This is a genomic window from Acidimicrobiales bacterium, assembly GCA_041394265.1.
GTDB lineage: Bacteria > Actinomycetota > Acidimicrobiia > Acidimicrobiales > SZUA-35 > JBBQUN01.
In genome coordinates this window covers 1644312-1668408 of the sequence record JAWKIO010000005.1, presented here as the reverse complement: position 1 = coordinate 1668408, position 24097 = coordinate 1644312, and the positions used below count along the sequence as shown (strand labels likewise).

General features: G+C 64.9%; 20 protein-coding genes, 4 tRNA genes and 1 pseudogene. 20 read left to right on the top strand and 5 right to left on the bottom strand.

Annotated features, from left to right (window positions below; translation table 11 throughout):
- The first annotated feature begins 9 nt into the window (after nucleotides 1-9).
- Nucleotides 10-501, top strand: coding sequence for a hypothetical protein (locus tag R2733_08105; protein ID MEZ5376463.1), 492 nt, complete (start codon nucleotides 10-12; stop codon nucleotides 499-501).
- Between the two features lie 139 nt (nucleotides 502-640).
- The gene (locus R2733_08100; protein ID MEZ5376462.1) at nucleotides 641-1507 is read left to right on the top strand and encodes a zinc metalloprotease HtpX; all 867 of its coding nucleotides are present in this window, start codon (nucleotides 641-643) and stop codon (nucleotides 1505-1507) included.
- Between the two features lie 343 nt (nucleotides 1508-1850).
- Here the strand turns inward: R2733_08100 and R2733_08095 are convergent, their stop codons facing one another.
- Nucleotides 1851-2345 carry a YajQ family cyclic di-GMP-binding protein gene (locus tag R2733_08095; protein MEZ5376461.1) on the bottom strand — a complete coding sequence of 165 codons (495 nt, stop codon included), beginning with the start codon at nucleotides 2343-2345 and terminating at the stop codon, nucleotides 1851-1853.
- A 38-nt stretch (nucleotides 2346-2383) separates the two neighbouring features.
- Here R2733_08095 and R2733_08090 point away from each other — a divergent pair.
- Nucleotides 2384-2465: transfer RNA gene (locus R2733_08090), tRNA-Tyr, on the top strand.
- A gap of 83 nt (nucleotides 2466-2548) precedes the next feature.
- Here R2733_08090 and R2733_08085 read toward each other — a convergent pair.
- The 4 genes from R2733_08085 to R2733_08070 form a co-directional block, all read right to left on the bottom strand.
- A complete protein-coding gene (locus R2733_08085; protein ID MEZ5376460.1) occupies nucleotides 2549-3079 on the bottom strand; it encodes a hypothetical protein in 531 nt (176 codons plus the stop codon).
- Nucleotides 3076-3273: a hypothetical protein gene (locus tag R2733_08080; GenBank protein ID MEZ5376459.1), complete on the bottom strand. Its 198-nt coding sequence runs from the start codon at nucleotides 3271-3273 to the stop codon at nucleotides 3076-3078. The genes R2733_08085 and R2733_08080 overlap by 4 nt, the downstream gene beginning before the upstream one ends.
- The gene (locus R2733_08075) at nucleotides 3270-3929 is read right to left on the bottom strand and encodes an MFS transporter (protein MEZ5376458.1); all 660 of its coding nucleotides are present in this window, start codon (nucleotides 3927-3929) and stop codon (nucleotides 3270-3272) included. The genes R2733_08080 and R2733_08075 overlap by 4 nt, the downstream gene beginning before the upstream one ends.
- A 202-nt stretch (nucleotides 3930-4131) precedes the next feature.
- Nucleotides 4132-4719 carry a GNAT family N-acetyltransferase gene (locus R2733_08070; GenBank protein MEZ5376457.1) on the bottom strand — a complete coding sequence of 196 codons (588 nt, stop codon included), beginning with the start codon at nucleotides 4717-4719 and terminating at the stop codon, nucleotides 4132-4134.
- Nucleotides 4720-4857: 138 nt separating this feature from the next.
- Between R2733_08070 and R2733_08065 the strand changes: the two genes are divergently transcribed.
- The 17 genes and pseudogenes from R2733_08065 to R2733_07985 all read left to right on the top strand — a co-directional run bounded on the left by R2733_08065 (nucleotide 4858) and on the right by R2733_07985 (nucleotide 23957).
- Nucleotides 4858-4933 (top strand) — tRNA-Thr (locus R2733_08065).
- Nucleotides 4934-5035: 102 nt separating this feature from the next.
- A tRNA-Met gene (locus R2733_08060) sits at nucleotides 5036-5109 on the top strand.
- A gap of 51 nt (nucleotides 5110-5160) precedes the next feature.
- A pseudogene (tuf, locus tag R2733_08055) lies at nucleotides 5161-6346 on the top strand (elongation factor Tu).
- Nucleotides 6347-6519: 173 nt separating this feature from the next.
- Complete coding sequence (locus R2733_08050; protein MEZ5376456.1) at nucleotides 6520-7374, top strand: RNA polymerase sigma factor; 855 nt, start codon at nucleotides 6520-6522, stop codon at nucleotides 7372-7374.
- Nucleotides 7371-7772 carry a hypothetical protein gene (locus R2733_08045; GenBank protein ID MEZ5376455.1) on the top strand — a complete coding sequence of 134 codons (402 nt, stop codon included), beginning with the start codon at nucleotides 7371-7373 and terminating at the stop codon, nucleotides 7770-7772. The genes R2733_08050 and R2733_08045 overlap by 4 nt, the downstream gene beginning before the upstream one ends.
- Nucleotides 7773-7871: 99 nt before the next feature.
- Nucleotides 7872-7944, top strand: a tRNA-Trp gene (locus R2733_08040).
- A 27-nt stretch (nucleotides 7945-7971) separates the two neighbouring features.
- Nucleotides 7972-8373, top strand: a complete 402-nt coding sequence (gene secE / locus R2733_08035) for a preprotein translocase subunit SecE (GenBank protein MEZ5376454.1) — start codon at nucleotides 7972-7974, stop codon at nucleotides 8371-8373.
- Nucleotides 8374-8579: 206 nt separating this feature from the next.
- On the top strand, nucleotides 8580-9134 hold the full coding sequence (gene nusG / locus R2733_08030) for a transcription termination/antitermination protein NusG (protein MEZ5376453.1): 555 nt from the start codon (nucleotides 8580-8582) through the stop codon (nucleotides 9132-9134).
- A gap of 140 nt (nucleotides 9135-9274) precedes the next feature.
- The gene (gene rplK, locus R2733_08025; GenBank protein MEZ5376452.1) at nucleotides 9275-9700 is read left to right on the top strand and encodes a 50S ribosomal protein L11; all 426 of its coding nucleotides are present in this window, start codon (nucleotides 9275-9277) and stop codon (nucleotides 9698-9700) included.
- An 82-nt stretch (nucleotides 9701-9782) separates the two neighbouring features.
- A complete protein-coding gene (gene rplA, locus R2733_08020; protein ID MEZ5376451.1) occupies nucleotides 9783-10490 on the top strand; it encodes a 50S ribosomal protein L1 in 708 nt (235 codons plus the stop codon).
- 316 nt (nucleotides 10491-10806) lie between these two features.
- Nucleotides 10807-11535: a 50S ribosomal protein L10 gene (gene rplJ / locus R2733_08015; protein MEZ5376450.1), complete on the top strand. Its 729-nt coding sequence runs from the start codon at nucleotides 10807-10809 to the stop codon at nucleotides 11533-11535.
- Nucleotides 11535-11918 (top strand): 50S ribosomal protein L7/L12, encoded by a 384-nt coding sequence (gene rplL / locus R2733_08010; GenBank protein ID MEZ5376449.1) that lies wholly within the window; start codon nucleotides 11535-11537, stop codon nucleotides 11916-11918. The genes rplJ and rplL overlap by 1 nt, the downstream gene beginning before the upstream one ends.
- Nucleotides 11919-12390: 472 nt before the next feature.
- Nucleotides 12391-15981, top strand: coding sequence for a DNA-directed RNA polymerase subunit beta (locus R2733_08005; GenBank protein MEZ5376448.1), 3591 nt, complete (start codon nucleotides 12391-12393; stop codon nucleotides 15979-15981).
- A gap of 40 nt (nucleotides 15982-16021) precedes the next feature.
- Nucleotides 16022-19999 carry a DNA-directed RNA polymerase subunit beta' gene (gene rpoC, locus R2733_08000; protein MEZ5376447.1) on the top strand — a complete coding sequence of 1326 codons (3978 nt, stop codon included), beginning with the start codon at nucleotides 16022-16024 and terminating at the stop codon, nucleotides 19997-19999.
- 276 nt (nucleotides 20000-20275) lie between these two features.
- Nucleotides 20276-20728, top strand: coding sequence for a (2Fe-2S)-binding protein (locus tag R2733_07995; GenBank protein ID MEZ5376446.1), 453 nt, complete (start codon nucleotides 20276-20278; stop codon nucleotides 20726-20728).
- Nucleotides 20725-23136: a xanthine dehydrogenase family protein molybdopterin-binding subunit gene (locus tag R2733_07990; protein MEZ5376445.1), complete on the top strand. Its 2412-nt coding sequence runs from the start codon at nucleotides 20725-20727 to the stop codon at nucleotides 23134-23136. The genes R2733_07995 and R2733_07990 overlap by 4 nt, the downstream gene beginning before the upstream one ends.
- Nucleotides 23133-23957 carry a xanthine dehydrogenase family protein subunit M gene (locus R2733_07985; GenBank protein MEZ5376444.1) on the top strand — a complete coding sequence of 275 codons (825 nt, stop codon included), beginning with the start codon at nucleotides 23133-23135 and terminating at the stop codon, nucleotides 23955-23957. Before R2733_07990 ends, R2733_07985 begins: the two co-directional genes overlap by 4 nt.
- Nucleotides 23958-24097 lie beyond the last annotated feature (140 nt).

Here is a 24097-nt window from a genome sequence, read left to right as displayed (position 1 = left end):
CGTCTGAGCATGTATCGCGATGATCCCGTGTGGACCTGGAATGCCGGCAAGGTCCTGGCACCAGGTCCCACGGTGTGCGTCGACATCGACGGCGTGCTCGCCGATGCCACCCATCGCCAATACCTGCTCGACTATCACGACTGGGACAGCTTCTTCATGGCCGTCGGCGACGACGCGCTCCTCGAACCGCAAGCTGCCCTGCTCGAACTCCTGAGCGAGAATCACGTCGTCTCGCTCGTCACCTCACGACCGCAGTGGGTCGGTGATCTGACCATCGGCTGGCTCGGCCGGACCGGCGTCCGCTGGGACCTGTTGATCATGCGATCGAACGGCGACTATCGGCGAGCTCCGCAGGTCAAGGCCAACGCGGTTGCGCAACTCCGAGCCGGCGGCTTCGATCCGGTCCTCGCCTTCGACGACGACGAACGAAACGTCGCTGCGTACGAGCGCGAAGGCGTGCCCTGCGTCTACATCCACTCGGGCTACCATCCCCGGGACTGACCCGGCCGCATTACCGCAGACCCCCACGTTCCCTCGCAACTTTGGAGCGTTGGCACCGCTGAGCGGCATCAACTCGCCACAGATGCGGCTGTGTCCGGCGGCACGGAACCAGTCTGGATGATCGAGCGTTGGTGAGAGCATGAAGAACGGATTGAAGACCGCAGTCCTCCTGGCCGCCATGGGCTCGCTGGTCATGTTGATCGGCGGCGCCCTCGGTGGATCGAGTGGCCTGATCTTCGGCTTCGTCATCGCCATCGCGATGACCGGCTTCTCGTACTGGAAGAGCGACACGCTCGCCATCAAGTCGGCCCGGGCCGTCCCGGTCACCGAACAGCAGATGCCCGAGTACTACGCGATCATGCGCGAACTCACCCAGTTGGCCGACCTGCCGATGCCCAAGCTCTACGTGTCCCAGGAGCAACAGCCCAACGCCTTCGCCACGGGGCGGAACCCCGAACACGCTGCCGTGTGCGTCACCGAGGGGCTGCTCCGCACGCTCAGCTGGCCGGAGATCCGCGGCGTGCTCGCCCACGAGCTTGCCCACATCCGCAACCGCGACATCCTCACTGGTTCGGTGGCGGCGGCGATCGCCATGGCGATCGGCTTCGTCGCTCGGATGGCCATGTGGGGAGCCATGTTCGGCGGTGGCAACCGCGACCGTGAGGGCGGGGGCAACCCGTTCGGTGCGCTGGCCGTTGCGATCTTCGCCCCGATGGCCGCCGGCCTGATCCAGATGGCCATCAGCCGCAGCCGAGAGTACGAGGCCGACCGCACCGCAGCTCGCCTCATCGGCGACGGCGAGCCGTTGGCTCGAGCGCTCGAGAAGCTCCACGGCTACTCGGTGCGGGTGCCGTCGCACGTCGACCCGGCGCAGGCCAGCAACTACATCGTGAACCCGCTCGCCGGGCGCCGGGGCGGTTTCACCAACCTCTTCACGACCCACCCGCCGGCCGAAGACCGCATCGCTCGGCTCCGCTCCGGCGAGTGGCGAGAGATGGGTTTCTAGTGTTGCTTTGAACTGCTCCGCAGTTCGGGCTTCGCCCATCTGGTTCGGGCCAGCGTGGCGTGCTCACTTCGTTGCGCACGCGTGACCGGGTTCCGCAGTTCGGGCTTCGCCCATCTGGTTCGGGCCAGCGTGGCGTGCTCACTTCGTTGCGCACGCGTGACCGGGTTCCGCAGTTCGGGCTTCGCCCATCTGGTTCGGGCCAGCGTGGCGTGCTCACTTCGTTGCGCACGCGTGACCGGGTTCCGCAGTTCGGGCTTCGCCCATCTGGTTCGGGCCAGCGTGGCGTGCTCACTTCGTTGCGCACGCGTGACCGGGCTCCGCAGTTCGGGCTTCGCCCAAACGGTCAGTCTCGGAAGTTCTGGAACTGCAGCGGGAGATCGAGGTCTGCCTCCTTGAGCGAGGCGATGACGGCCTGCAGGTCGTCTCGCTTCTTGCTCGTGACCCGGACCTGATCGGACTGGGTCTGCGACTGGGTGCCCTTCAGCTTCATGTCCTTGATGTGCGTGTTGATCTTCTTCGCCATGTCCGACGAGATCCCGGCCTTGAGCGACACCTTCACCCGCGCTCGCCCGCCCGACGCTTCCTCGGTCTTGCCCCAGTCGAGGATCTTGAGGGAGATCCCACGCTTGACGAATTTCTCCTCGAGCATCTCCCGCACGGCCCGCAGCTTGTCTTCGCTCAGGGTCTCGATCGTGAGGCTCATGCCCTTGTCGTCGAGATTGATCGAGGAGTTGGTGTCTTTGAAGTCGTAGCGGTTCGCGACCTCGCGGGAGGCCTGGTCGACCGCGTTGCGGACTTCCTGCATGTCGATTTCGGAGACAACGTCAAAACTTGGCATGGTTTGACGCTACACCGGCGCTAACCTTCGTTGCTCCTGGGTCGGTGCCCGAGTGGCCAAAGGGAACGGGCTGTAAACCCGTCGGCATCGCCTACGTAGGTTCAAATCCTACCCGGCCCACGTCGTGCGTCAGCCCTGGCGGGCTTCCTCACTTACCGAGTTGCTCGCCAGGGCTCGCAACGTCGACCGGCGCAAACGCTCGGTCACACCAGAACGGCCCTGAGGGCCGTTCTTTCGCGTCGTGCGTCAGCTTGCTCGGGCGAGTTCGATCCCGAGGGCGCGCGGTCGGGTGTGACGATGGTGGCCGAGGTGGGCCAGATCGTGGGGAGCCACAGGGCAAGCACGGCGGCCAGGGCCGGTCCGGCGATGGCGAAGACCAGCATCCCGGGACGGAGGCCGAGCATCGAGATGATTGCCGGAAGCGAGACCGCACCGAGCAGCATCGTCGCCACGAGCATCGAATCGACGATGCCGAACACCCGACCGATCAGCGAGGGCGGGAGCGATTCGAGAATGATCGACAGCGCCGCCACCTCGGCGGCGACGCTGAAGGCACCGGCCATGAACGCCAACACGAGTGCCACCGGCTGATCGCCTGCCACGGCAAGCAGTCCGAAGGGGACCCCCGACAGCACCGCCGATCCCGCCAACACGGGGAGCCGTCGACGTGACGTGGCCAGTCGCTTGCTGGCGACGAGCCCGAGGATCCCGCCGACGCCGAGAACGGTCGTCAACAGGCCGAAGCCCTCTTTGCCTGTTCCCAGCACGTCTTCGGCCACGATGACCAGACCCACCCCTCGGCGCCGTTCAGGGCGTTCACGACGGCGACCAGCAGCATCGGCGCAACGATCTCGGCCCGGCTGGCGATGGCTCGAATGCCGCCGAGCACGGACGTCGTACCGGCGACATCGATCGGCGTCCCGGTCATCGCACCCCCGGATTCGGACGCAGCTGCGGAATCGACCACCCGCCGGCGAGCGAGATGATGGCGCCGATCGCGACGACGGTGACCGGGTCGAACACGACGAGGAGCGCCCCGCCGAGCGCCGGGCCGATCACCCAGCTCAGCGTCTCGACACCATTCAGAACGACACTCGCACAGATCATGTCCTCGTCATCCACGATGTGGGGGAGCGACGACGCAAGAGTCGGGAAGAGCGGCGTGGTCAGCACGGTCGAGACGCTGATGATCGCAAGCGTCACGGCCGGGTCGAACGACAGCATCAACGCACCGGCCAAGGCGAGCAGCAGGAGGGCCTGCCCGAGCGCCATCACCGCAAGCGTCCGCCGTCGGTCGAGGCGGTCGGCGACGAAACCGGCGAGCCACGACACGAGCAGGAAGGGCACCAGCCGAGCCACGGTCACGGCCGCCACCCACGAGGTCGAACCGGTCTGGGCGTAGATGGCGGTGGCCACCGGAACGGCACTGAGCGACCGTGCGGAGCCTGCGGTTGCGTAGTAGCCCAGGCAGCGCCGCATGTCGGCATAGCCCAGCGTGGCGGCGACCGTGCCACGGCAGGCTGCCGCGCGTGGTCGCTGGAGAACGGGGACGTCAACCGGCCCCGGGCAAAGCTTGCGTGTCACGGCCTCATTCCCTCCGAGTTCGGCCTCGGACGAAGGTAACACTCGCCCGCGGTGCCGGCCATCGACGGTTTACGAAGCGTTTCGCCTACCTGTGGTGCGGCGTCGATGCATCGCTGAAGCTGCATGAACCTGTTCCCTTCGACGCGACCCGATCACGACGCCGGCGGCGGGCCCTGCGCCGGTGCGGCCGGGCGAGCTCGAGTCAACGACGACGTCGCGAAGGAGACGCCCGAGGAGCGGCTGGGTTACAGCGAGAAGCGGACGGAGCTACAGCAGGCGTTGCAGCAGTGCAACGTCGAGCCACCGACCGAACTTGCGGCCGACCTGTCGTTCGATGCCAACGAGTTCGAAGCCGTGCTGCTGGTGGAGAGCCAGGCTCGCTTCCTGTGCGTCGACCACGCGCGAACACGGCATGGAAGCCGTTGGTGGCGGCGCGCTCGACGAGGGCGCCGAGTAGGGCGCCGCCGACACCCTTACGGTGATGGTCGCGGTGCACATACACCGAGTTCTCGACCGAAGTGCGGTAGCCGGGGCGGTCTCGGTAGAAGCTGAGCGCCCCGAACCCGATCACCGGTCCGTCGTTGGGGTCGCAACTGAAGCCGCCACGACTGATGCCGTTGTCGACCGCCACCAGCACGGCCAGGACCCCGGACCGCTCCCGGATGTAGTCACGCTGCTGCTCGAGCGTCCGTTCGACCAGGTCGAAGGTGTGGGTGCTGTCGACCACCTCGCGGTTGTAGATGCGGGCGATCGCCTCGGCATCGGACAAGTCGGCGTCTCGGACCAGCACGCCTCCGAGCGTAACGCGGCCCACTCCGCCCGCGAAGCGGATCGAGCGGCGAATCGGGCCCGACAGAATCTCTGCCCGAGTGGTTGGGGCCGCCCGCTTGTCGTGGCAGACTTTCGGACGGTCTGCGTGCAGGCCCACGCCTCCTTAGCTCAGTCGGCAGAGCGCTTCCATGGTAAGGAAGAGGTCAACAGTTCAATTCTGTTAGGAGGCTCCAGTGTCGGCCAGCGCTCACCTCGGTGAGCCTGCCTCGTTCCGAGGCAGGGCCTCGCACCGCCACCGTCTCGCTCCGAACTCGGAGAGGCACGGCGTGCAACACGGCGACGTAGCTCAGTTGGTAAGAGTGCTCGACTCATAATCGAGAGGTCGTCGGTTCGAGCCCGACCGTCGCTACGCAGAAAACATCTGCCCCCCAAGCTTCGATTCCATCGGGAGTGCGTCGTCATGGCAAAAGCAAAGTTTGAGCGTAATAAGCCTCACGTGAATGTGGGGACCATGGGTCATATTGATCATGGGAAGACGACGTTGACGGCGGCGATTACGAAGGTGTTGTCGGATCGGGTTGCTGGGAATACGGCGACGGCGTTCGATAATATTGATAAGGCGCCTGAAGAGCGTGAGCGTGGTATCACGATCAATGTGTCGCATGTGGAGTATGAGACGGATTCTCGTCATTACGCGCATGTTGATATGCCGGGTCACGCGGATTACATCAAGAACATGATTACGGGTGCGGCGCAGGTGGATGCGCGATTTTGGTGGTGTCGGCTGCTGATGGTCCGATGCCGCAGACGCGTGAGCATGTGTTGTTGGCTCGTCAGGTGGGTGTGCCTGCGATCGTGGTGGCTTTGAACAAGGCTGACATGGTTGATGATGAGGAGTTGTTGGAGCTGGTGGAGTTGGAGGCTCGTGAGCTTCTTTCTGAGTACGAGTTCCCGGGTGATGATGTTCCGGTGGTGCATGTTTCGGCGTTGAAGGCGTTGAGGGTGACGAGGCTGCTGGTGACAAGATCATGGAGTTGATGGCTGCGGTGGATGAGTACATCCCGGAGCCGGCTCGTGATTTGGATAAGCCGTTCTTGATGCCGATTGAGGATGTGTTCTCGATTACTGGTCGTGGGACGGTGGTGACGGGGAAGATCGAGCAGGGTGTCGTGAATGTTGGCGATGCGCTCGAGATTGTTGGTATTCGTCCGACGCAGAAGACGACGTGTACTGGTGTTGAGATGTTCCGGAAGTTGTTGGATTCGGGGCAGGCTGGTGACAATGTTGGTGCGTTGTTGAGGGGTATTGAGAAGGATCAGGTGCAGCGGGGTCAGGTGTTGGCGAAGCCTGGTTCGATTACGCCGCATACTGATTTTGAGGCGCAGGTGTATGTGTTGTCGAAGGAGGAGGGTGGTCGTCATAAGCCGTTCTTCGGGAATTATCGGCCGCAGTTCTATTTCCGTACGACGGATATCACGGGGACGGTGACGTTGCCGGAGGGTACGGAGATGTGTATGCCGGGTGATAACACGGAGATGACGGTGGAGTTGATCAATCCGATCGCGATGGATGAGGGTTTGCGGTTCGCGATTCGTGAGGGTGGGCGTACGGTTGGTGCCGGGCGTGTCACCAAGATCATCAAGTAAGACCGTCTGAACACATCGTTCGATCGAGACTCGGCCCCGACACTCGCAGTGTCGGGGCCGAGTCGCGTCCGGCGCGCCGGGAGCTTCGAGCACTCGGGGTAACCTGACTCGGCGGAAAGGGGTCCAACCCAATGTCGAACCCGACAACGCCGAGCCCCCACGAGCGGCGCACCATGGCTGCAAGGTCCAATGCGCTCAGTTCCGACGGTGTCTCGCGCCCATTGGACCTCCACCGTCACGAGGACCCCGTGCCGTTTCCTGCCGTTGTTGATGACCGAGGTGCCGTCGCTTCCGATGGCGTGGCACCGTCGAGCACCACCTCACGGTGGTCGAGTGTCGAGCGAGCGATCGAGCGCAGCACGGGCCCGCTTCGTTCTCGCCTCGGCATGGATGGTTTGGTCGACCAGGCCAAGGAGGGCGATCAGCGAGCGTTCGAGGAGCTCGTCCGCCGGACCTACGCCGACACCTACACGCTGGCCTTCCGCCTGACCGGCGACGAAGAAGATGCCCGCGATGTGGTGCAGGAGACCTACCTGCGAGTGCACAAGAGCCTGTCGCGCTTCCGTGGCGACGCCCAGTTCACCACCTGGCTCCACCGAGTCACCGCCAACTGCGCCAGCACGCTCCTGGGGCGACGCGGCAGGCATCGTCACGACCCCCTGCCCGACGACCCTTCGATCGTCGACGAGAGTCCCCGCCACGACCCGGCGCTGCGGGCCGACGTTGGCCAGCTGCGTAGCCAACTCACCGATGCACTCCGGGCGCTGCCACCGAAGTTGCGGGCAGTGGTCGTGCTGCGTGACATCTATGACCTCCCCCACGAGGCCATTGCCGCAGAACTCGGCATCTCGGAGTCGGCGGCGAAGGTGCGGCTGCACCGAGCCCGAAAGCGGCTTCGTGAACGGCTCTACCCGTTGCACGGCGACCGTGACAACGCCCCCGGCGCTGCCGATACCGCCGGTGAGAACGTGATCGCCCTGGCCGAAGTCACGCCGCTCGATCGCTCCGACCGGCAGGTGGCGCCATGAGTCGTCGACCGTCGGTGCGTCGCCGGGCGGCGGGGCCGTCGTCGGAGTGTGCCCGCTTTGGCCTCGAACTCGCTGCGGCAAGCGACCAGCCGACATTGCTGGCCGCACCCGTGCGGGCCCATCTCGACTCGTGCCTGCGTTGTCAGGCCGAGCTCGCCACCTACCGCAAGCTGCGCAGGAGCATGGGCGATCTGCGCCCGCTCACCCTCGAGGTTCCTTCGCTGCAGGTCGACGAGTTCTTGGCGGCATTCGGCCCGGTCGCAACGATTCACGCCTTGCGCCGTCGGTCGCGGCGGCGGGCGTATGTCGGCGGTATCGCAGCGGCGGTCACGGCGGCGGGTGCGGGGGCAATGATGCTGGCAGCGCGCCTGACGACACGGTCGGCGCTCGCCGGGTGACCCACTGCCTGGTAGCGATCGTCGATTCACGGTGATTGACTGGTGTGCTTGCCTGCCGGTCGAAGCGCCGCATTCTGCTGCTAGCCTCGGACCGGCCCTAGGGCACTAGCTCAATTGGTAGAGCACCGGTCTCCAAAACCGGGGGTTGGGGGTTCGAGTCCCTCGTGCCCTGCAACGCATGTCACCTGCGTCAACGTACGTGGCGCTGCAGGTGATACTTCGAACGACCGAAAGGTACACGGCACCCGGCATCGTCGCCGGCATGTCAGGTGGCGAGACTTCTCATGAGGCATCAGCAATGGCAATGAATCGGGAGCAGCGGCGCTACCTGCAAAAGCAGGGCCAGATCGACGCTGAAGGCAATCCGGTCGCCACGCCGCGCGATACCCGCCCGCAGCCAAAGGGCGAGTCGGTCGGCCTCCGCCAGTACACCAGCGAGGTCAAGACCGAGCTTCGTCGGGTGCAGTGGCCCACGAAAAACGAGGTCATCAATTACACGATGGTCGTCATCGTCACCCTGATCATCATGACCGCCTTCATCGCCGGCGCCGACCTGTTGTTCGGCCGGGGCGTCATCAAACTCCTGGAGCTTGGTCAATGACCGAAACCGATCTCACCACCGACCAGCCCGTCGATGATACCGCCGATGCACTCGACGCAAGTGTGGAAGCGTCCGCCGTCGACGAGGCCGCCACGAACGACACTCCCGAGGCCAGCAACGTCGTTGACGATGCCGCCGCCGACGACGCCGCAGGCGAAACCACGGCGAGCGACGAGGGCGAGGACGTCACCATCACCGAGGCGCCGGTGTCGCCCTATGACCGACCGGGCCGCTGGTACGTCCTGCACACCCAGTCGGGCTACGAGAACAAGGTGCGCAAGAACATCGAGGCCCGCATCTCCTCGATGAACATGGAAGAGCGGATCTTCGAAGTCGTCATCCCGATGGAAGACGTCGTCGAGTTCAAGAACGGCAAGAAGGTCGTCGTCCAGAAGAAGGTCTTCCCCGGCTACCTCCTGTGCCGCATGAAGCTCAATGACGACTCCTGGTTCGTCGTGCGCAACACCCCGGGCGTGACCGGTTTCGTCGGTGCCGGCAACAAGCCGTCGCCGCTGCCTCGTCGAGAGGTCGAGAACTTCCTGCAGGTGCCGGCCGAGGGCGACGAAGCTGCTCGCAAGGGCAAGCCCCGCCTCGAGTTCGAAGAGGGAGAGACCGTTCGGGTCAAGGAAGGCCCTTTCGCCGACTTCCAGGGCCAGATCGTCGAAATCAACGAGGACCAGCTCAAGGTCAAGGTGCTGGTCAACATCTTCGGTCGAGAGACCCCGGTCGAGCTGGAGTTCGCCCAGGTCGGCAAGCTCTGATCGGTCGGGCCGACCGGTCACGATCCACCATTTCCCCCGCCTGGCGGTGTAAGGCCCGCGTTGGGGCCATCTCCCGCTAGGCTTCGCAGTCGCTTTTCCGTCCACGTTTTCGTGCGTGCGTCACCCCGAGGCAGAGGTCAATGGCCAAGAAGAAAGTAATGGCAGTCGTCAAGATCCAGATCCCTGGTGGTCAGGCATCTCCCGCGCCTCCCGTCGGTACCGCACTCGGTCCGTATGGCGTCGCCATCATGGACTTCTGCAAGGACTACAACGCCCGCACCGAATCCCAGCGTGGCCAGGTCGTGCCGGCCGAGATCACCATCTTCGAAGACCGCACGTTCAGCTTCATCCTGAAGACCCCGCCGGCCGCCGAGCTCATCAAGAAGGCCGCCAAGATCGACAAGGGTGCCTCCGACCCCAAGCGTGATCGCGCCGGCAGCATCACCGACGCCCAGCTCACCGAGATCGCCGAGATCAAGATGCCCGACCTCAACGCCTACGACATCGAGGCGGCGAAGAAGCAGGTCGCCGGTACTGCTCGCAACATGGGTGTCCGCATCCGATAGTCACTCGAGTCTCGACTCGAACCGTTCCAATCATCGGCTCGGCGCACCCACCTCAGTCGTCGGCCATACCAACGAGGGAGCCATCATGGCGAAAGCAAAGAAGTACGTCGACGCCACGCGTCGCTATGACCGAGACCACCTTCACGCTCCGAGCGAAGCGATCGATCTGGTCAAGAACCTGGCCAGCGCCAAGTTCGACGAGTCCGTCGACCTGGTGATCCGCTTGGGCGTCGACCCCCGCAAGGCCGACCAGATCGTGCGGGGCACGGTCTCGCTGCCTTCGGGCACGGGCAAGGACGTCCGCGTTGCGGTGTTCGCTCAGGGCGAAGCCGCCGCCGCTGCCACCGCTGCCGGCGCCGAGTTCGTCGGAGCCGACGACCTCGTTGCCCAGGTCGAGGGCGGCATGCTCGACTTCGACGTGGCCATCGCCAGCCCCGAGATGATGCCGCAGGTCGGTAAGCTCGGCCGGGTGCTCGGTCCCCGCGGCCTCATGCCGAACCCCAAGACCGGCACCGTCACCCCCGATGTCGCCAAGGCGGTCGAGAGTTTCAAGGGCGGCACCGTCGAGTACCGCACCGACCGCTACGGCAACATCCACGTCAGCATCGGCAAGGCCAGCTTCGAGCCGGCCGCCTTGCAGGCCAACCTCCACGCGATCGTCGAGGAGTTGAACCGGGCGAAGCCGGCATCGGCCAAGGGTCGCTACATGCAGAAGTCGTCGCTCTCGACCACCATGGGTCCGGGCGTCAAGATCGATCCCGCTCGTCTGGACGAGAAGCCGGCCGAATGATCGTCGGGCGAGGGTCGACGGCGACAAGCCGTTAAACTTTCGCCCGCTCACTGCTCGGCGTGCCGGGCAGCGACAACACTGCTCGGCGTGCCGGGCAGCGACAACACTGCTCGGCGTGCCGGGCAGCGAGCAACAATCGAATACTCACGCCAAAGACTTGGGTGCGGGTTCACCCGCCGAAGCATCCCAACGAGGTGATCTCTTCTGTGCTCCACCGCCGGTATGCCCGGTTCTGGATTGGCAGATGTGGTTGTTCGGCCTCTGAGTACGTCGAAGCAAACCACAGAAGCAATCAGAACATGAGGAAGGAGGTGTGATGGAGAACCCACGACCCGAAAAGGTCGCGATCGTCGATGAGGTACGCGAACGGCTCAGCAATGCCGGCGGCGTCGTCGTCACCGAGTATCGAGGGCTCAACGTTGGCGCCATGTCATCGTTGCGCCGAGAGCTCAGGCCGGCCGGTGGCGCGTACAAGGTGTACAAGAACACCCTCGTGCGCCGGGCCGCTGACGAAGTGGGGATGGACATCAGCGACATGCTCGTCGGTCCGACGGCGCTTGCGTTCGTCGAGCAGACTCCCGAGGGGGAGCCTGGCGACGTTGTCACGGTGGCCAAGGTCCTGCGAGATTTCGCCAAGGCCAATCCCAACCTGATCGTCAAGGGCGGTGTCCTCGACAACAACGTCATCGATGCCGATGGCATGAAGGCGTTGGCCGATGTCGAGCCGCGCGAGGTCCTGCTGGCCAAGTTGGCCGGCGCGATCGCTGCGCCGATGGTCCAGTTCGCTGGACTGTTGCAGGCCCTGCCGCGCGACTTTGCGTATGGACTTCAGGCACTGATCGAAAAGGGCGGAGCAGGCGATGCCCCGGCGGGCAGCGCCCCCGACGCCAGCCCATCCGCCGAGGCCGAAGCGGCTCCCGCCGCCGAGGCCGATGTTGAAACCGACGCAGCACCCGCTGCCGAGGCCGAAGAAGCAGAACAGACCACCCCGGCCGACGCCGGCGAAGAAGCACCGGCCGAATCCGGTGAAGAGAGCGAGAGCTGATCATGGCAACCAAGGAAGAAATCCTCGAAGGCATCGCCAGCATGACCGTGCTGGAACTGTCCGAACTCCTCAAGGAATTCGAAGAGAAGTTCGGCGTCACCGCTGCGGCCCCGATGGCCGTTGCCGTCGCCGGCGGTGGCGGCGGTGCTGCCGCTGAAGAGGCGGAAGAGAAGGACGAGTTCGATGTCGTCCTCACCTCGGCCGGTGACAAGAAGATCCAGGTCATCAAGGCTGTCCGCGAGCTGACCGGTCTCGGCCTCAAGGAAGCCAAGGACCTCGTCGAGAGCGCCCCGGCCAACGTGCTCGAAGGCGCCAAGAAGGACGACGCCGAAGCGGCGAAGGCCAAGATCGAGGAAGCCGGCGGCGCCGTCGACCTCAAGTAAGACCACCATCGTGTGACTCGCGCGTTGGCGCGGGTGTCTGTGGGAACTCCCTGCTCTCGGCCGGTTCGTCCGGTCGAGGGTGGGGAGTTTCTGCGTGGCGGCAGCGGTGCTTCGAGGGTGTGGCCTGTGCCGAAAACCGCAGCCGGGATCCTTGACCTCTCGGCGCCTCACCCTTACAGTCCGCTGCACGTGATCGTGCCACGTGCGTGCGGCACCACCGGTGCCGAAATCGGCGGTAGCTGCGAGCTTGTCGGTCGGCGCGTTGTGGATAACGAGTGGTGCGCGTATGCTTGGCCGTTGCCGTGCGTGCCCGCTCTGTTTTGCCGACCTCAAATTTGCGAGAAGTACCGGTTTTCGGCTTGCTGATCGCTCCTTGGTGTCGGGCCCTGACGACCTCTCACCGGGGCCGTTGTGAAGCCGAGAGACGCGCGCTGCTTTCCTTGGCCTCCCGTGCTACCCCAGGTGGTGTCCTTTGCCTGCACGTACCGTCGCTCGCGACCGTTACTCCTTCGGCAATCTCCAGGAGGCCCTCGAGCTTCCAGATTTGATCGCCATCCAGCGGGAGTCGTTCCGCTGGTTCCTCGAAGAAGGTCTGTCGAATGCCTTCCGGGACATCAGTCCCATCAAGGACTTCACGGAGACGCTCCAGCTGGAGCTCGAGTTCGATCCTCACGACGAGGACCTCGAACCCTTCCCGAAGTTCTCCGTCGAGGAGTGCAAAGAGAAGGACATGACCTACGCGGCGCCGATCTTCGTGCGCGCTCGGTTCATCAACGCCAACACCGGCGAGATCAAAGAACAGACCGTCTTCATGGGCGACTTCCCCATGATGACCGACAAGGGCACCTTCATCATCAACGGCACCGAGCGTGTCGTGGTGTCCCAGCTCGTGCGTTCGCCGGGCGTCATCTTCCAGCCGGGTGAGCGGTTCCGGCTGCGGAACATGTCGAAGCACCAGATGGTCACGGGCACCATCCACCCTTATCGCGGTGAGTGGATCGAGTTTGATGTCGAACAGAAGCCGGGCAAGGATCCGACCGCTGGCGTGCGGGTGGCTCGCAAGCGTCGCCTGTCGCTGTTCACCATGTTGCGCGCGCTCGGGTTCGACGAGGAGAACGCTCCGGGCTTCCTCGATGCGTTCGTCGCTCATTTCGATTTCCTCGAAGGTCAGTGGGAGAAGGATCGCGAGATCGCCCCCACCCAGGACGAGTCGCTCATCGAGATCTACAAGCGGGCCCGCCCGGGTGAACCGCCGACCCTCGAAGCCGCCCGTTCGTACCTGCGCAACGCGTTCTTCGAGAGCCGTCGCTACGACCTCTCGCGAGTCGGTCGCTACAAGCTCAACCGCAAGCTCGGCCCCGAGATCGATCGCCTCGAGCAGCAGTTCCCGATGCTGGCCGGCCTCCTCGACAAGCCCGAAGCCGATCAGGGTGTGCTGTCGCGATGTGAGGTGATGGCCGCGGCCACCTACCTGCTGAACCTGATGATCGCCGAGCCGGGCTACCGCCTCGACGACCAGGACCACTTCGCCAACCGTCGCGTGCGGTCGGTGGGCGAGCTCATCCAGAACCAGGTCCGCATTGGTCTGTCTCGCATGGAGCGGGTCGTGCGCGAGCGCATGACCACCCAAGACGTCGAGGCCATCACGCCGCAGACGCTCATCAACATCCGCCCGGTCGTTGCTGCGATCAAGGAGTTCTTCGGAACCTCTCAGCTGTCGCAGTTCATGGACCAGGTCAACCCGCTGTCGGGTCTCACCCACCGTCGCCGTCTCTCGGCGCTCGGCCCGGGCGGTCTGTCTCGCGAGCGTGCTGGCTTCGAAGTCCGAGACGTCCACTTCTCGCACTACGGCCGTATGTGCCCGATCGAGACGCCCGAGGGCCCGAACATCGGCCTCATCGGTTACTTGGCCTCGTATGCGCGGGTGAATGAGTTCGGGTTCCTCGAGACTCCCTACCGACGCGTCGTCGACGGCGTTGCCACCGATGAGATCGTGTTCCTCACCGCCGACGAGGAAGAGGAATACGTCGTCGCCCAGGCCAACGCCAAGCTCAACCCCGACGGCTCCTTCGTCGCCGACCGAGTGCTCGCACGTCGTTCGCCGCAGGCGGCCTCGCTGCGAGACCTCAAGCTGCAGCTCGAGCGCGACATCTTCTTCGGCGCCACCACCGAGATCTCTCAGGTGCCGGGCGGCGACGTTGACATGATGGACGTCTCGCCGAAGCAGATCGTCTCGATCGGTACCGGCCTGATCCCGTTCCTCGAACACGATGACGCCAACCGTGCCCTCATGGGCGCGAACATGCAGCGCCAGGCCGTGCCGCTCCTCACCCCGGAGGCGCCCTACATCGGCACCGGCATCGAGAAGCGAGCGGCGCACGACGCTGCCGACACCCTCGTCGCCGACGACGATGGCGTGGTGCTCGAGGTCGACGGCAAGCACATCACCGTCGAGTACTCCAAGCTGGGCAAGAAGATCTACCGCCTGCTCAAGTTCGAGCGCTCGAACCAGGACACCTCGATCAACCAGAAGCCGCGGGTCGTCCCGGGTGACACCTTCAAGAAGGGTCAGCTTCTCGCCGACGGTCCCTCGACCGACAACGGTGAACTGGCGTTGGGCAAGAACCTGGTCGTGGCCTTCATGACCTGGGAGGGCTACAACTTCGAGGACGCGATCATCCTCAACCAGCGTCTCGTCCGCGACGACGTGCTCACCTCGATCCACGTCAAGGAGCACGAGATCGACGCTCGTGACACCAAGCTCGGTCCGGAAGAGATCACCCGCGACATCCCGAACCTCAGCGAAGACGTGCTCGCCGATCTCGACGAGCGCGGCATCATTCGGGTCGGCGCCGAGGTCAGCCCGGGCGACGTCCTGGTCGGCAAGGTCACCCCGAAGGGCGAGACCGAGCTCACTCCCGAAGAGCGCCTGCTTCGCGCCATCTTCGGCGAGAAGGCTCGCGAGGTTCGCGACACCTCGTTGAAGGTGCCGCACGGTGAGGTCGGCAAGGTCATCGACGTCAAGGTGTTCAACCGTGACGACTCCCATGAGCTTCCGCCGGGTGTGAATCAACTCGTGCGGGTCTATGTGGCGCAGAAGCGCAAGATCTCCGTCGGCGACAAGCTCGCCGGCCGCCACGGGAACAAGGGTGTCATCTCGCGCATCCTCGCCACCGAAGACATGCCGCACCTCGCCGACGGCACACCCGTCGACATCATCCTCAACCCGCTGGGCGTTCCGTCCCGAATGAACGTCGGCCAGGTGCTCGAGTCGCATCTCGGCTACGCCGCCCGTTGGGGTTGGACCATCGACGGCGAACGGGTCGGTCACGAACCCGTTCGCGGCACCGAGACCAAGACCCGTCCGTTCACCACCCCGGCCACCCTCGTGTCCACCCCGGTGTTCGACGGTGCGAAGTGGGACGAAGTCGAACTGGCCGGCGACAAGCCGACCATCCAGACCGTGTTCGAGAACCTCAACCCTGAGGCCAAGGACGGGCGCCGCCTGATCCAGCCCGACGGCAAGACCACGCTCTACGACGGTCGCACCGGTGAGCCGTTCGACAACCCGATCATGGTCGGGATCATGTACATCCTGAAGTTGTCGCACCTCGTCGACGACAAGATCCACGCCCGCTCCACCGGCCCGTACTCCATGATCACCCAGCAGCCGCTCGGTGGTAAGGCCCAGTTCGGTGGTCAGCGATTCGGTGAGATGGAAGTGTGGGCCCTCGAGGCCTACGGCGCGGCGTACTGCTTGCAGGAGCTGCTCACCATCAAGTCCGACGATGTCCTCGGCCGCGTCAAGGTCTACGAGGCGATCGTCAAGGGCGAGAACATTCCCGAGCCCGGCATCCCTGAGAGCTTCAAGGTGCTCATCAAGGAGATGCAGGCCCTGTGCCTGAACGTCGAGGTCCTCTCGGCCGACGGCTCCGAGATCGAAATGCGCGAACTCGACGACGAGCTCTTCCGCACCGCCGAGGAACTCGGCATCGATCTCTCACGTCCCGAGCGGGGCACCGACGAAGACGACGCCGCCCGCGCTGCGGGTGGACGACGCTGATCAGCGCTGATTCTGATCACGACAAAGGGAAGACACCTGAATGCTTGATGTCAACGATTTCGATCAGCTGAAGATTGGCCTCGCCACCGCCGACTCGATCCGTATGTGGTCGAACGGCGAGGTGAAGAAGCCCGAAACCATCAACTACCGCACCCTCAAGCCCGAAAAGGACGGCCTCTTCTGCGAGAAGATTTTCGGCCCGACCAAGGACTGGGAGTGCGCCTGCGGCAAGTACAAGCGGGTGCGCTTCAAGGGCATCATCTGCGAGCGCTGCGGCGTCGAGGTCACCCGCTCGAAGGTGCGCCGCGAGCGCATGGGTCACATCGAGCTCGCTGCTCCCTGTGTGCACATCTGGTATCTGCGTGGCACCCGGTCGTGGCTGGCGTACCTGCTCATGGGCACCGAGCCCCGTGAGGAGCTGAAGGCCAAGCAGCTCGAGAAGGTCATCTACTTCGCGGCCAGCCTGGTCACGTGGGTCGACGAGGAGCGGCGCGACGCCGATCTGCCGAACCTCGAGGCCGAGGTCATCGCCGAGCGCGAGACCATCATCAAGGAGATGGAACTCCGCCTCGCCGAAGAGCACGAAGAGCTCGAGAAGGAGCTCGAACAGCTCGAGGCCGAGGGAGCCAAGGACACCGAGATCCGAGCGCGCCAGCGTTCTGCCGACAAGGACTTCGCGTCCACCCGCGAGCAGTACGAGATGGAACTCGACGTGCTCGATCGGGCGTGGGAAGAGTTCAAGGGCCTGTTCGGACGCCAGATCCTCGAAGACGAGCTCCTGTGGCGGGAGATGACCGACCGCTGGGGTGACTACTTCGAGGGCGGCATGGGCGCCGACGCGCTGGCCCAGCTCATCGAGCGCATCGACTTCGACAACGAGGAAGTCCTGCTCCGCGCCGCCATCGACCCGCCCGAGGGTCAGAAGCCGCTGTCGGCGCAGCGCAAGCAGAAGGCCATCAAGCGACTCAAGATCGTTGCTGCGTTCAACCGTCGCGACGAGAACGAGCGTCGGATCAATGACCCACGAGCCATGATCCTCGACGTGGTGCCGGTGATCCCGCCGGAGCTCCGCCCGATGGTGCAGCTCGACGGTGGCCGCTTCGCCACCTCCGACCTCAACGACCTCTATCGCCGAGTGATCAACCGGAACAACCGACTCAAGCGGCTCCTCGATCTCGGTGCCCCGGAGATCATCGTCAACAACGAAAAGCGCATGCTGCAGGAGGCCGTCGACGCACTGTTCGACAACGGCCGCCGCGGTCGTCCCGTCACCGGACCCGGCAACCGTCCGCTCAAGAGCCTGTCCGACATGCTCAAGGGCAAGCAGGGCCGGTTCCGTCAGAACTTGCTCGGCAAGCGCGTCGACTACTCGGGTCGTTCCGTCATCGTCGTCGGCCCGACGCTCAAGTTCCACCAGTGCGGTCTGCCGAAGATCATGGCACTCGAGCTGTTCAAGCCGTTCGTCATGAAGCGCCTCGTCGACCAGGAGCTGGCCCAGAACATCAAGTCGGCCAAGCGAATGGTCGAGCGCCGTCGTCCGCAGGTCTGGGAAGTCCTCGAGGACGTCATCCAGGAACACCCGGTCATGCTCAACCGAGCACCGACCCTGCACCGCCTGGGTATCCAGGCGTTCGAGCCCGTCCTCGTCGAGGGCAAGGCCATCCAGATCCACCCGCTGGTGTGCACCGCCTTCAACGCCGACTTCGACGGCGACCAGATGGCCGTGCACCTGCCGCTGTCCGCCGAGGCCCAGGCCGAGGCCCGGGTGCTGATGCTGAGCGCCAACAACGTGCTCTCGCCGGCGCATGGCCGTCCACTGGTCACCCCGACCCAGGACATGGTCATCGGTTGCTTCTACCTGACCGAGTCGATCCCGCTCGAGGGTGACGACGTCACGATCCCGACCTACCGAGAGGCCTATCAGGTCGAGCGGGCCTACGAAGAGGGCCAGATCACCCTCCACCAGGCCATCTACTTCCGGCGCGACGACCTCATCGCCGAGCGGGCAACCGATGGCAAGGCGGCGGTGTACACCGAGACCACGCCAGGTCGGGTGCTCTTCAACGAGACGCTCCCGGAGAACTTCCCGTTCGTCAATCACCTGATCGCCAAGCGAGACATCTCGGCGATCGTCGACGAGCTGGCCAGCAACTATCCCAAGGCTGAGGTCGGTGCGTCGCTCGACCGCATCAAGTCGCTCGCCTTCCACTACGCCATGCAGTCCGGCCTCACCGTCTCGATCGACGATGTCCAGACGCCGGCCGAGAAGAAGGCGATCCTCGACGGCCACGAGCTCGAGAACGACAAGGTGGAGTCACAGTTCCACCGCGGCGTGATCACCGACGGCGAACGTCGTCAGAAGCAGGTGGAGATCTGGACCCAGGCGACCGACGAAGTTCGCTCGGCGATGGAAGTCAACCTGCGGTCGAAGAAGTTCAACCCGATCGACATGATGGTCGGCTCGGGCGCCCGAGGAAACATGATGCAGGTCCGCCAGATCGCGGGCATGCGTGGCCTCGTGGCCAACCCCCGAGGCGACATGATCCCTCGTCCGATCAAGTCGAACTTCCGTGAAGGCCTCACCATGTTGGAGTACTTCATCTCCACGCCGGGTGCCCGAAAGGGTCTGGTCGACACTGCACTGCGTACCGCCGACTCCGGCTACCTGACCCGTCGTCTCGTCGACGTCGCCCAGGAAGTCATCATCAACGATCGCGATCCCTTCTCCGAGGGCCGCCCGATCCGCGGACTCGTGCTCGAGAACGTCAAGCCCGACGGCTATTACAACAAGATCACTGGGGAGCCATCCGACCCCAGCGATCCCGATGCCACTCGTCAGGCCTTCTACCTCGAGACCCGTCTGTTCAGCCGGACCCTCGCCGACGACATGGAACTCGCCAACGGCGTCACCCTCACCAAGGGCACGCTCGTCGGTGAGGAAGAAATGGCGATGCTGCGTGACGATCCGGAGATCACCGAGGTGCGAGTCCTGTCGCCCCTCACCGACGACTCCCCGGTCGGCATCTCGGCTGCCAGCTACGGCATTTCGCTGGCCACCGGCAAGCTGATCGAGGTTGGCGAAGCCGTTGGTGTCATCGCTGCCCAGTCGATCGGCGAGCCCGGCACCCAGCTGACGATGCGTACCTTCCACACCGGTGGTATCGCCGGCGGTACCGACATCGCCGGTGGTCTGCCCCGTGTCGTGGAACTCTTCGAGGCTCGTACCCCGAAGGGCAAGTCGACCCTCGCCCGGGTCTCCGGTGTCGTTCGCATCGCCGAAGACGAAGGCAAGGGCAAGGTCATCACCATCGTCACCGACGAAGGTGAGGAAGACTCCTACACCGTGCCGACCATCGCCCGCCTCGAGGTGCGCGACGGCGACGAGATCACCGCCGGCGACCCGATCGTCGACGGTCCTCGTGACCCGAAGGAACTGATCGAGATTCGCGGCATCCGCGAGACCCAGCAGTACCTCGTCGGCGAAGTGCAGAAGGTCTACCGCGACCAGGGTGTGTCGATCCACGACAAGCACATCGAGCTCATCGTTCGTCAGATGACTCGCCGTGTCAGCATCCAGGAGCCGGGCGAGTCCGACTTCTTGCCCGGCGAGCGCGTCGACCAGTGGCATTTCGCCGGTGTCAACCGCAACCTGGTGCAGGAGGGTCTCAAGCCGGCCGAAGGCCGCCCCGAGATCATGGGTATCACCAAGGCGTCGTTGGCCACCGACTCGTGGCTGTCGGCAGCGTCGTTCCAGGAGACCACCCGGGTGCTCACCGAGGCTGCCATCGAGGGCAAGTCCGACTCGATGATCGGCTTGAAGGAGAACATCATCATCGGCAAGCTCATCCCGGCCGGTACTGGTCTGCCTCGTCACCGTGAAGCGGTGACCTTCGCACCCGACTACCAGCCGCTGTCGTTCTACAGCTCCGAAGGCGACGAGCAGGATCCGGCCGAGTGGCTGGCCTCGCTCGGCCAGAACGGCGACACCGACAGCGAAGCGCCCAGCACCATCGGCTGAGCACAGCAGACAAACATCTTCTCCGCCTCCATTTGGTGGTGGAAGCCGACAACGACGATGGCCGCTCCGGTAACGGGGCGGCCATCGCCGCGTCCGGGCACGAATCTGAACATCAGGCCAAGCTCGCGGGTTGGTGAGACAGCGCCCTGCCGGGTGTGGCACCATCTGTGACGCGGGGCACAGCGCCTCCACGGCAGGCGGTCGGGCACGGCATCGACTGCTGGGCGAACAACATCACTCACACCCAAACCCGAAGGGGGACCTGTGCAGGTCGAGATGACCATCAACGGACGATCGTGTTCGGCGGATGTCGAACCACGAACGTTGCTCGTTCACTATCTACGAGATGCCATCGGGCTGACCGGCACCAACGTTGGTTGCGACACCTCCTCGTGCGGCGCCTGCACCATCCACATCGACGGCGAAGCGGCCAAGTCGTGCACGATGCTCGCCGTCCAGGCGCGAGGTGCCAACATCACCACCATCGAAGGCATGGCTGCCGCCGACGGGACGCTCCACCCGATGCAGGAAGCCTTCCGCCAGTGCCACGGGCTGCAGTGCGGTTACTGCACACCCGGCATGGTGATGGCGGCGACCTCGCTGCTCAACGAGAACCCCAACCCCACCGAGGCCGAGGTGCGCGAAGGACTCGAGGGCAACCTCTGCCGGTGCACCGGCTACCACAACATCGTCAAGTCCGTGCTCAGCGCGGCAGGAGGCGCAGCATGACCGCAACCGAGATCCCGCCGAGCGACTCCGTCGTCGGCAAGGCCCGACTTCGCCGGGAGGACCCTGAACTCCTCACGGGCGAGGGCAAGTACGTCGACGACATCCAGGTCGCCGGCCAGCTGTGGATGGGCATGGTCCGATCCACCATGGCGCACGCCACCATCGCCGGCGTCGACACCTCCGACGCTGCGGGAATGCCTGGCGTGCATGCCGTGTACACCGGGTCCGAACTGGCCGACATGGGACTGTGGGCGGCGCCGCTGCCCTGCGCCTGGCCGGTCACCCCCGACATGGTCAACCCGCCCCACTATCCGGCGGCCACGTCGGAGGTCCATCACGTCGGTGAGATCATCGCCGTGGTCCTGGCCGAAACCCGCTACCAAGCAGCCGACGCCGCCGAGGCGGTCGTCGTCGACTACCAGCCGCTGCCGGCGGTGGCGTCGATCGACGCGGCGATCGCCGACACCAACAAAGCGCACTCCGATCTGGCCAGCAACAAGGCCTACACGTGGGCGCTCGAGCCCAACCCCGAGGCCGTCACGGCCGCATTCGAGGGGGCAGCGCATCACGTCACCGCCAACTTCGTGCAGCAACGCCTGATCCCTGCGGCCATGGAACCCCGCGGTGTGCTGGCGATCCCGTCGCCGCACGGTGGCGATGTCACGCTGTACTCCTCGACCCAGGTGCCCCACATCCTCAAGGTGATGATCGCTGCCACCACGGGGCTGCCGGAGCAGAAGCTTCGCATCGTCGCCCCGGCCGTCGGTGGTGGCTTCGGCGCCAAGCTCAACGTCAACCCCGACGAGATCCTCGCCGTGACGCTCGCCAACAAGCTGAAGCGACCGGTGCGCTGGACCGAGACTCGTTCGGAAGCGGCGTTCTCGACTCATCAGGGCCGGGCGCAGCAGCAGAAGATCGAGCTCGCCGCCGATGCCGACGGCAAGTTGCTCGGAGTTCGGGTCCACCTCGACGCCGACATGGGCGCCTACATGATGCTGATCACTCCCGGTGTCCCGCTGCTCGGCAGTTTCCTCTACACCGGCGTCTACGACGTCCCCGCCTTCGGCTTCACCTGCGACGGCTACTTCACCAACATGACCCCGACCGATGCCTACCGTGGCGCCGGTCGTCCCGAGGCCAGCTATGCGATCGAGCGGGCCATGGACATGCTGGCGGCCGAGGTCGGTGTTGGCCCCGACGAGATCCGCCGCCGGAACTACCTGGCTGGGGGAGGGGAGTTCGAGAATCTCGAGACTGCCTCCACGCTCGTGTTCGACTCCGGCAACTACGCACCCAACCTCGACCTCGCTCTCGAGATGGCGGGCTACGCCGACCTCCGGGCCGAGCAAGCCCGGCGCCGCGATGCCGGCGAGAAGAAGCAGCTCGGTATCGGCCTGTGCACCTATGTCGAGATCTGCGGTCTGGCCCCGAGCCGGGCCCTCGCCGGACTCAACTACGGCGCCGGCGGCTGGGAGCACGCATTGGTGAGGTTCCTGCCAACCGGCAAGGTCGAGGTCGTCACCGGCTCGACCCCGCACGGTCAGGGTCACGAAACGGCGTGGTCGATGATCGTTGCCGACAAGCTGGGCATCGATCCGGACGATGTCGAGGTGCTGCACTCCGACACCGCAGTCAGCCCGCTCGGGATGGACACCTACGGCTCGCGCTCGCTCGCCGTCGGTGGTGTTGCGATTTCGATGGCGTGCGACAAGGTGGTCGACAAGGCCCGCGAGATCGCCGCTCACCAGCTCGAAGCCAACCCCGACGACCTCGAGTTCGTCGGTGGCACGTTCGCCGTCAAGGGTTCGCCCGACAAGGCACTCCCGATCCAGGCAGTGGCCTTCGGTGCGTTCACCGGGCACAACCTGCCCGACGGCATGGAGCCGAATCTGCAGGAGCAGGTCACCTTCGATCCTCCGAACTTCGCGTTCCCCTTCGGAACGCACGTGGCGGTGGTCGAGATCGACGAGACCACCGGACACGTCGAGCTGCTCTCGTACACCGCGGTCGACGACTGCGGCAATCACATCAATCCGTTGATCGTCGAGGGCCAGGTCCACGGTGGTGTCGTGCAGGGCGTGGCCCAAGCACTGTGGGAGGGGGCGAGCTACGACGACGACGGCAACTGCCGGAACCCATCGTTCCTCGACTACCTGGTGCCGTCGGCCGCGGAGATGCCGAACATCACCACCGGCTACACCTTCACCCCGAGCACCAGCAACCCGATGGGCGTCAAGGGCGTTGGCGAAGCCGGAACCATTGGCTCAGCCGCCGCCGTGATCAACGCGATCTGCGACGGACTCAGCCCCTACGGCATCACCGACATGGCGATGCCTGCCACCCCGCAGCGGGTGTGGAAGACGATCCAAGCGGCCAAGGCGGCCAACGACGCAGGTGGTGCAGCATGATTCCCGCAACGTTCGACTACGTCGAGGCCGACTCGGCCGATGCCGCCATCGCTGCGCTCACCGAGCACGGCGACGAAGCCAAACTTTTGGCGGGGGGTCACAGCCTCATCCCGCTCATGAAGTTTCGGCTCGCCACACCGTCGGTGCTGGTCGACATCGGTCGGCTCAGCGATCTGTCCTACATCAATGACGCTGGTGACCACATCGCCATCGGCGCCATGACCCGGCACCGTTCGCTCGAGACGTCCGAGCTCCTGGCCAGTCAGGCGCCGATGCTGGCACACGTGGCGGGTCAGGTCGGCGATCCGGCCGTTCGTCATCGGGGCACACTCGGCGGCTCCCTCGCCCATGGCGATCCGGCGTCCGACCTTCCCGCAGCGTTGCTCGCGCTCGGGGGCACGATGGTGTTGCGGGGTCCGAGCGGTACCCGCGAAGTGGCGGCCAACGACTTCTTCACCGGGTTCCTCGAAACGGCGCTCGCACCCGACGAACTCCTCACCGAGATTCGGGTGCCGAAGGTGGGCGACGCCGGCTGGAGCTACCAGAAGTTCAACCGGCGAGCCCAAGACTGGGCGATCGTCGGTGTTGCTGCGGTGATGAGCGACAGCCCGGGTGTTGCCCTGGTCAACATGGGACCGGCACCGATGCGCTCCGCCTCGGTCGAAGCGGCTCTCGCCTCGGGGGCCAGCGCCGCCGACGCGGCGTCGGTTGCTGCCGAGGGAACGCAGGCGCCGGAAGACCTCAACGGCGACGCCGAATACCGCAACCACCTGGTGCAGGTACTCGTCGAGCGAGCGTTGACCGAGGCCGGCCGAGCCTGACCCACCCCAAACCCACTCGTTCTCGAGTCGTCAAGCGACACATGTGTCGCCTCGACTCTCGAGAACGAGTGGGTTTGTCGGTTTTGGACTCGGGTTCCGACGCCGGCGGGCCGAGCAGCCGACGCCGAGTCTGTCCGGTG

Coding starts and splice junctions, on each gene's coding strand:
- R2733_08105 (MEZ5376463.1), top strand. CDS start 10: ATGTATCGCGATGATCCCGTGTGGACCTGGAATGCCGGCAAGGTCCTG.
- R2733_08100 (MEZ5376462.1), top strand. CDS start 641: ATGAAGAACGGATTGAAGACCGCAGTCCTCCTGGCCGCCATGGGCTCG.
- R2733_08095 (MEZ5376461.1), bottom strand. CDS start 2,345: ATGCCAAGTTTTGACGTTGTCTCCGAAATCGACATGCAGGAAGTCCGC.
- R2733_08080 (MEZ5376459.1), bottom strand. CDS start 3,273: ATGACCGGGACGCCGATCGATGTCGCCGGTACGACGTCCGTGCTCGGC.
- R2733_08050 (MEZ5376456.1), top strand. CDS start 6,520: ATGGCTGCAAGGTCCAATGCGCTCAGTTCCGACGGTGTCTCGCGCCCA.
- R2733_08045 (MEZ5376455.1), top strand. CDS start 7,371: ATGAGTCGTCGACCGTCGGTGCGTCGCCGGGCGGCGGGGCCGTCGTCG.
- rplK (MEZ5376452.1), top strand. CDS start 9,275: ATGGCCAAGAAGAAAGTAATGGCAGTCGTCAAGATCCAGATCCCTGGT.
- rplJ (MEZ5376450.1), top strand. CDS start 10,807: ATGGAGAACCCACGACCCGAAAAGGTCGCGATCGTCGATGAGGTACGC.
- rpoC (MEZ5376447.1), top strand. CDS start 16,022: ATGCTTGATGTCAACGATTTCGATCAGCTGAAGATTGGCCTCGCCACC.
- R2733_07995 (MEZ5376446.1), top strand. CDS start 20,276: ATGACCATCAACGGACGATCGTGTTCGGCGGATGTCGAACCACGAACG.
- R2733_07990 (MEZ5376445.1), top strand. CDS start 20,725: ATGACCGCAACCGAGATCCCGCCGAGCGACTCCGTCGTCGGCAAGGCC.
- R2733_07985 (MEZ5376444.1), top strand. CDS start 23,133: ATGATTCCCGCAACGTTCGACTACGTCGAGGCCGACTCGGCCGATGCC.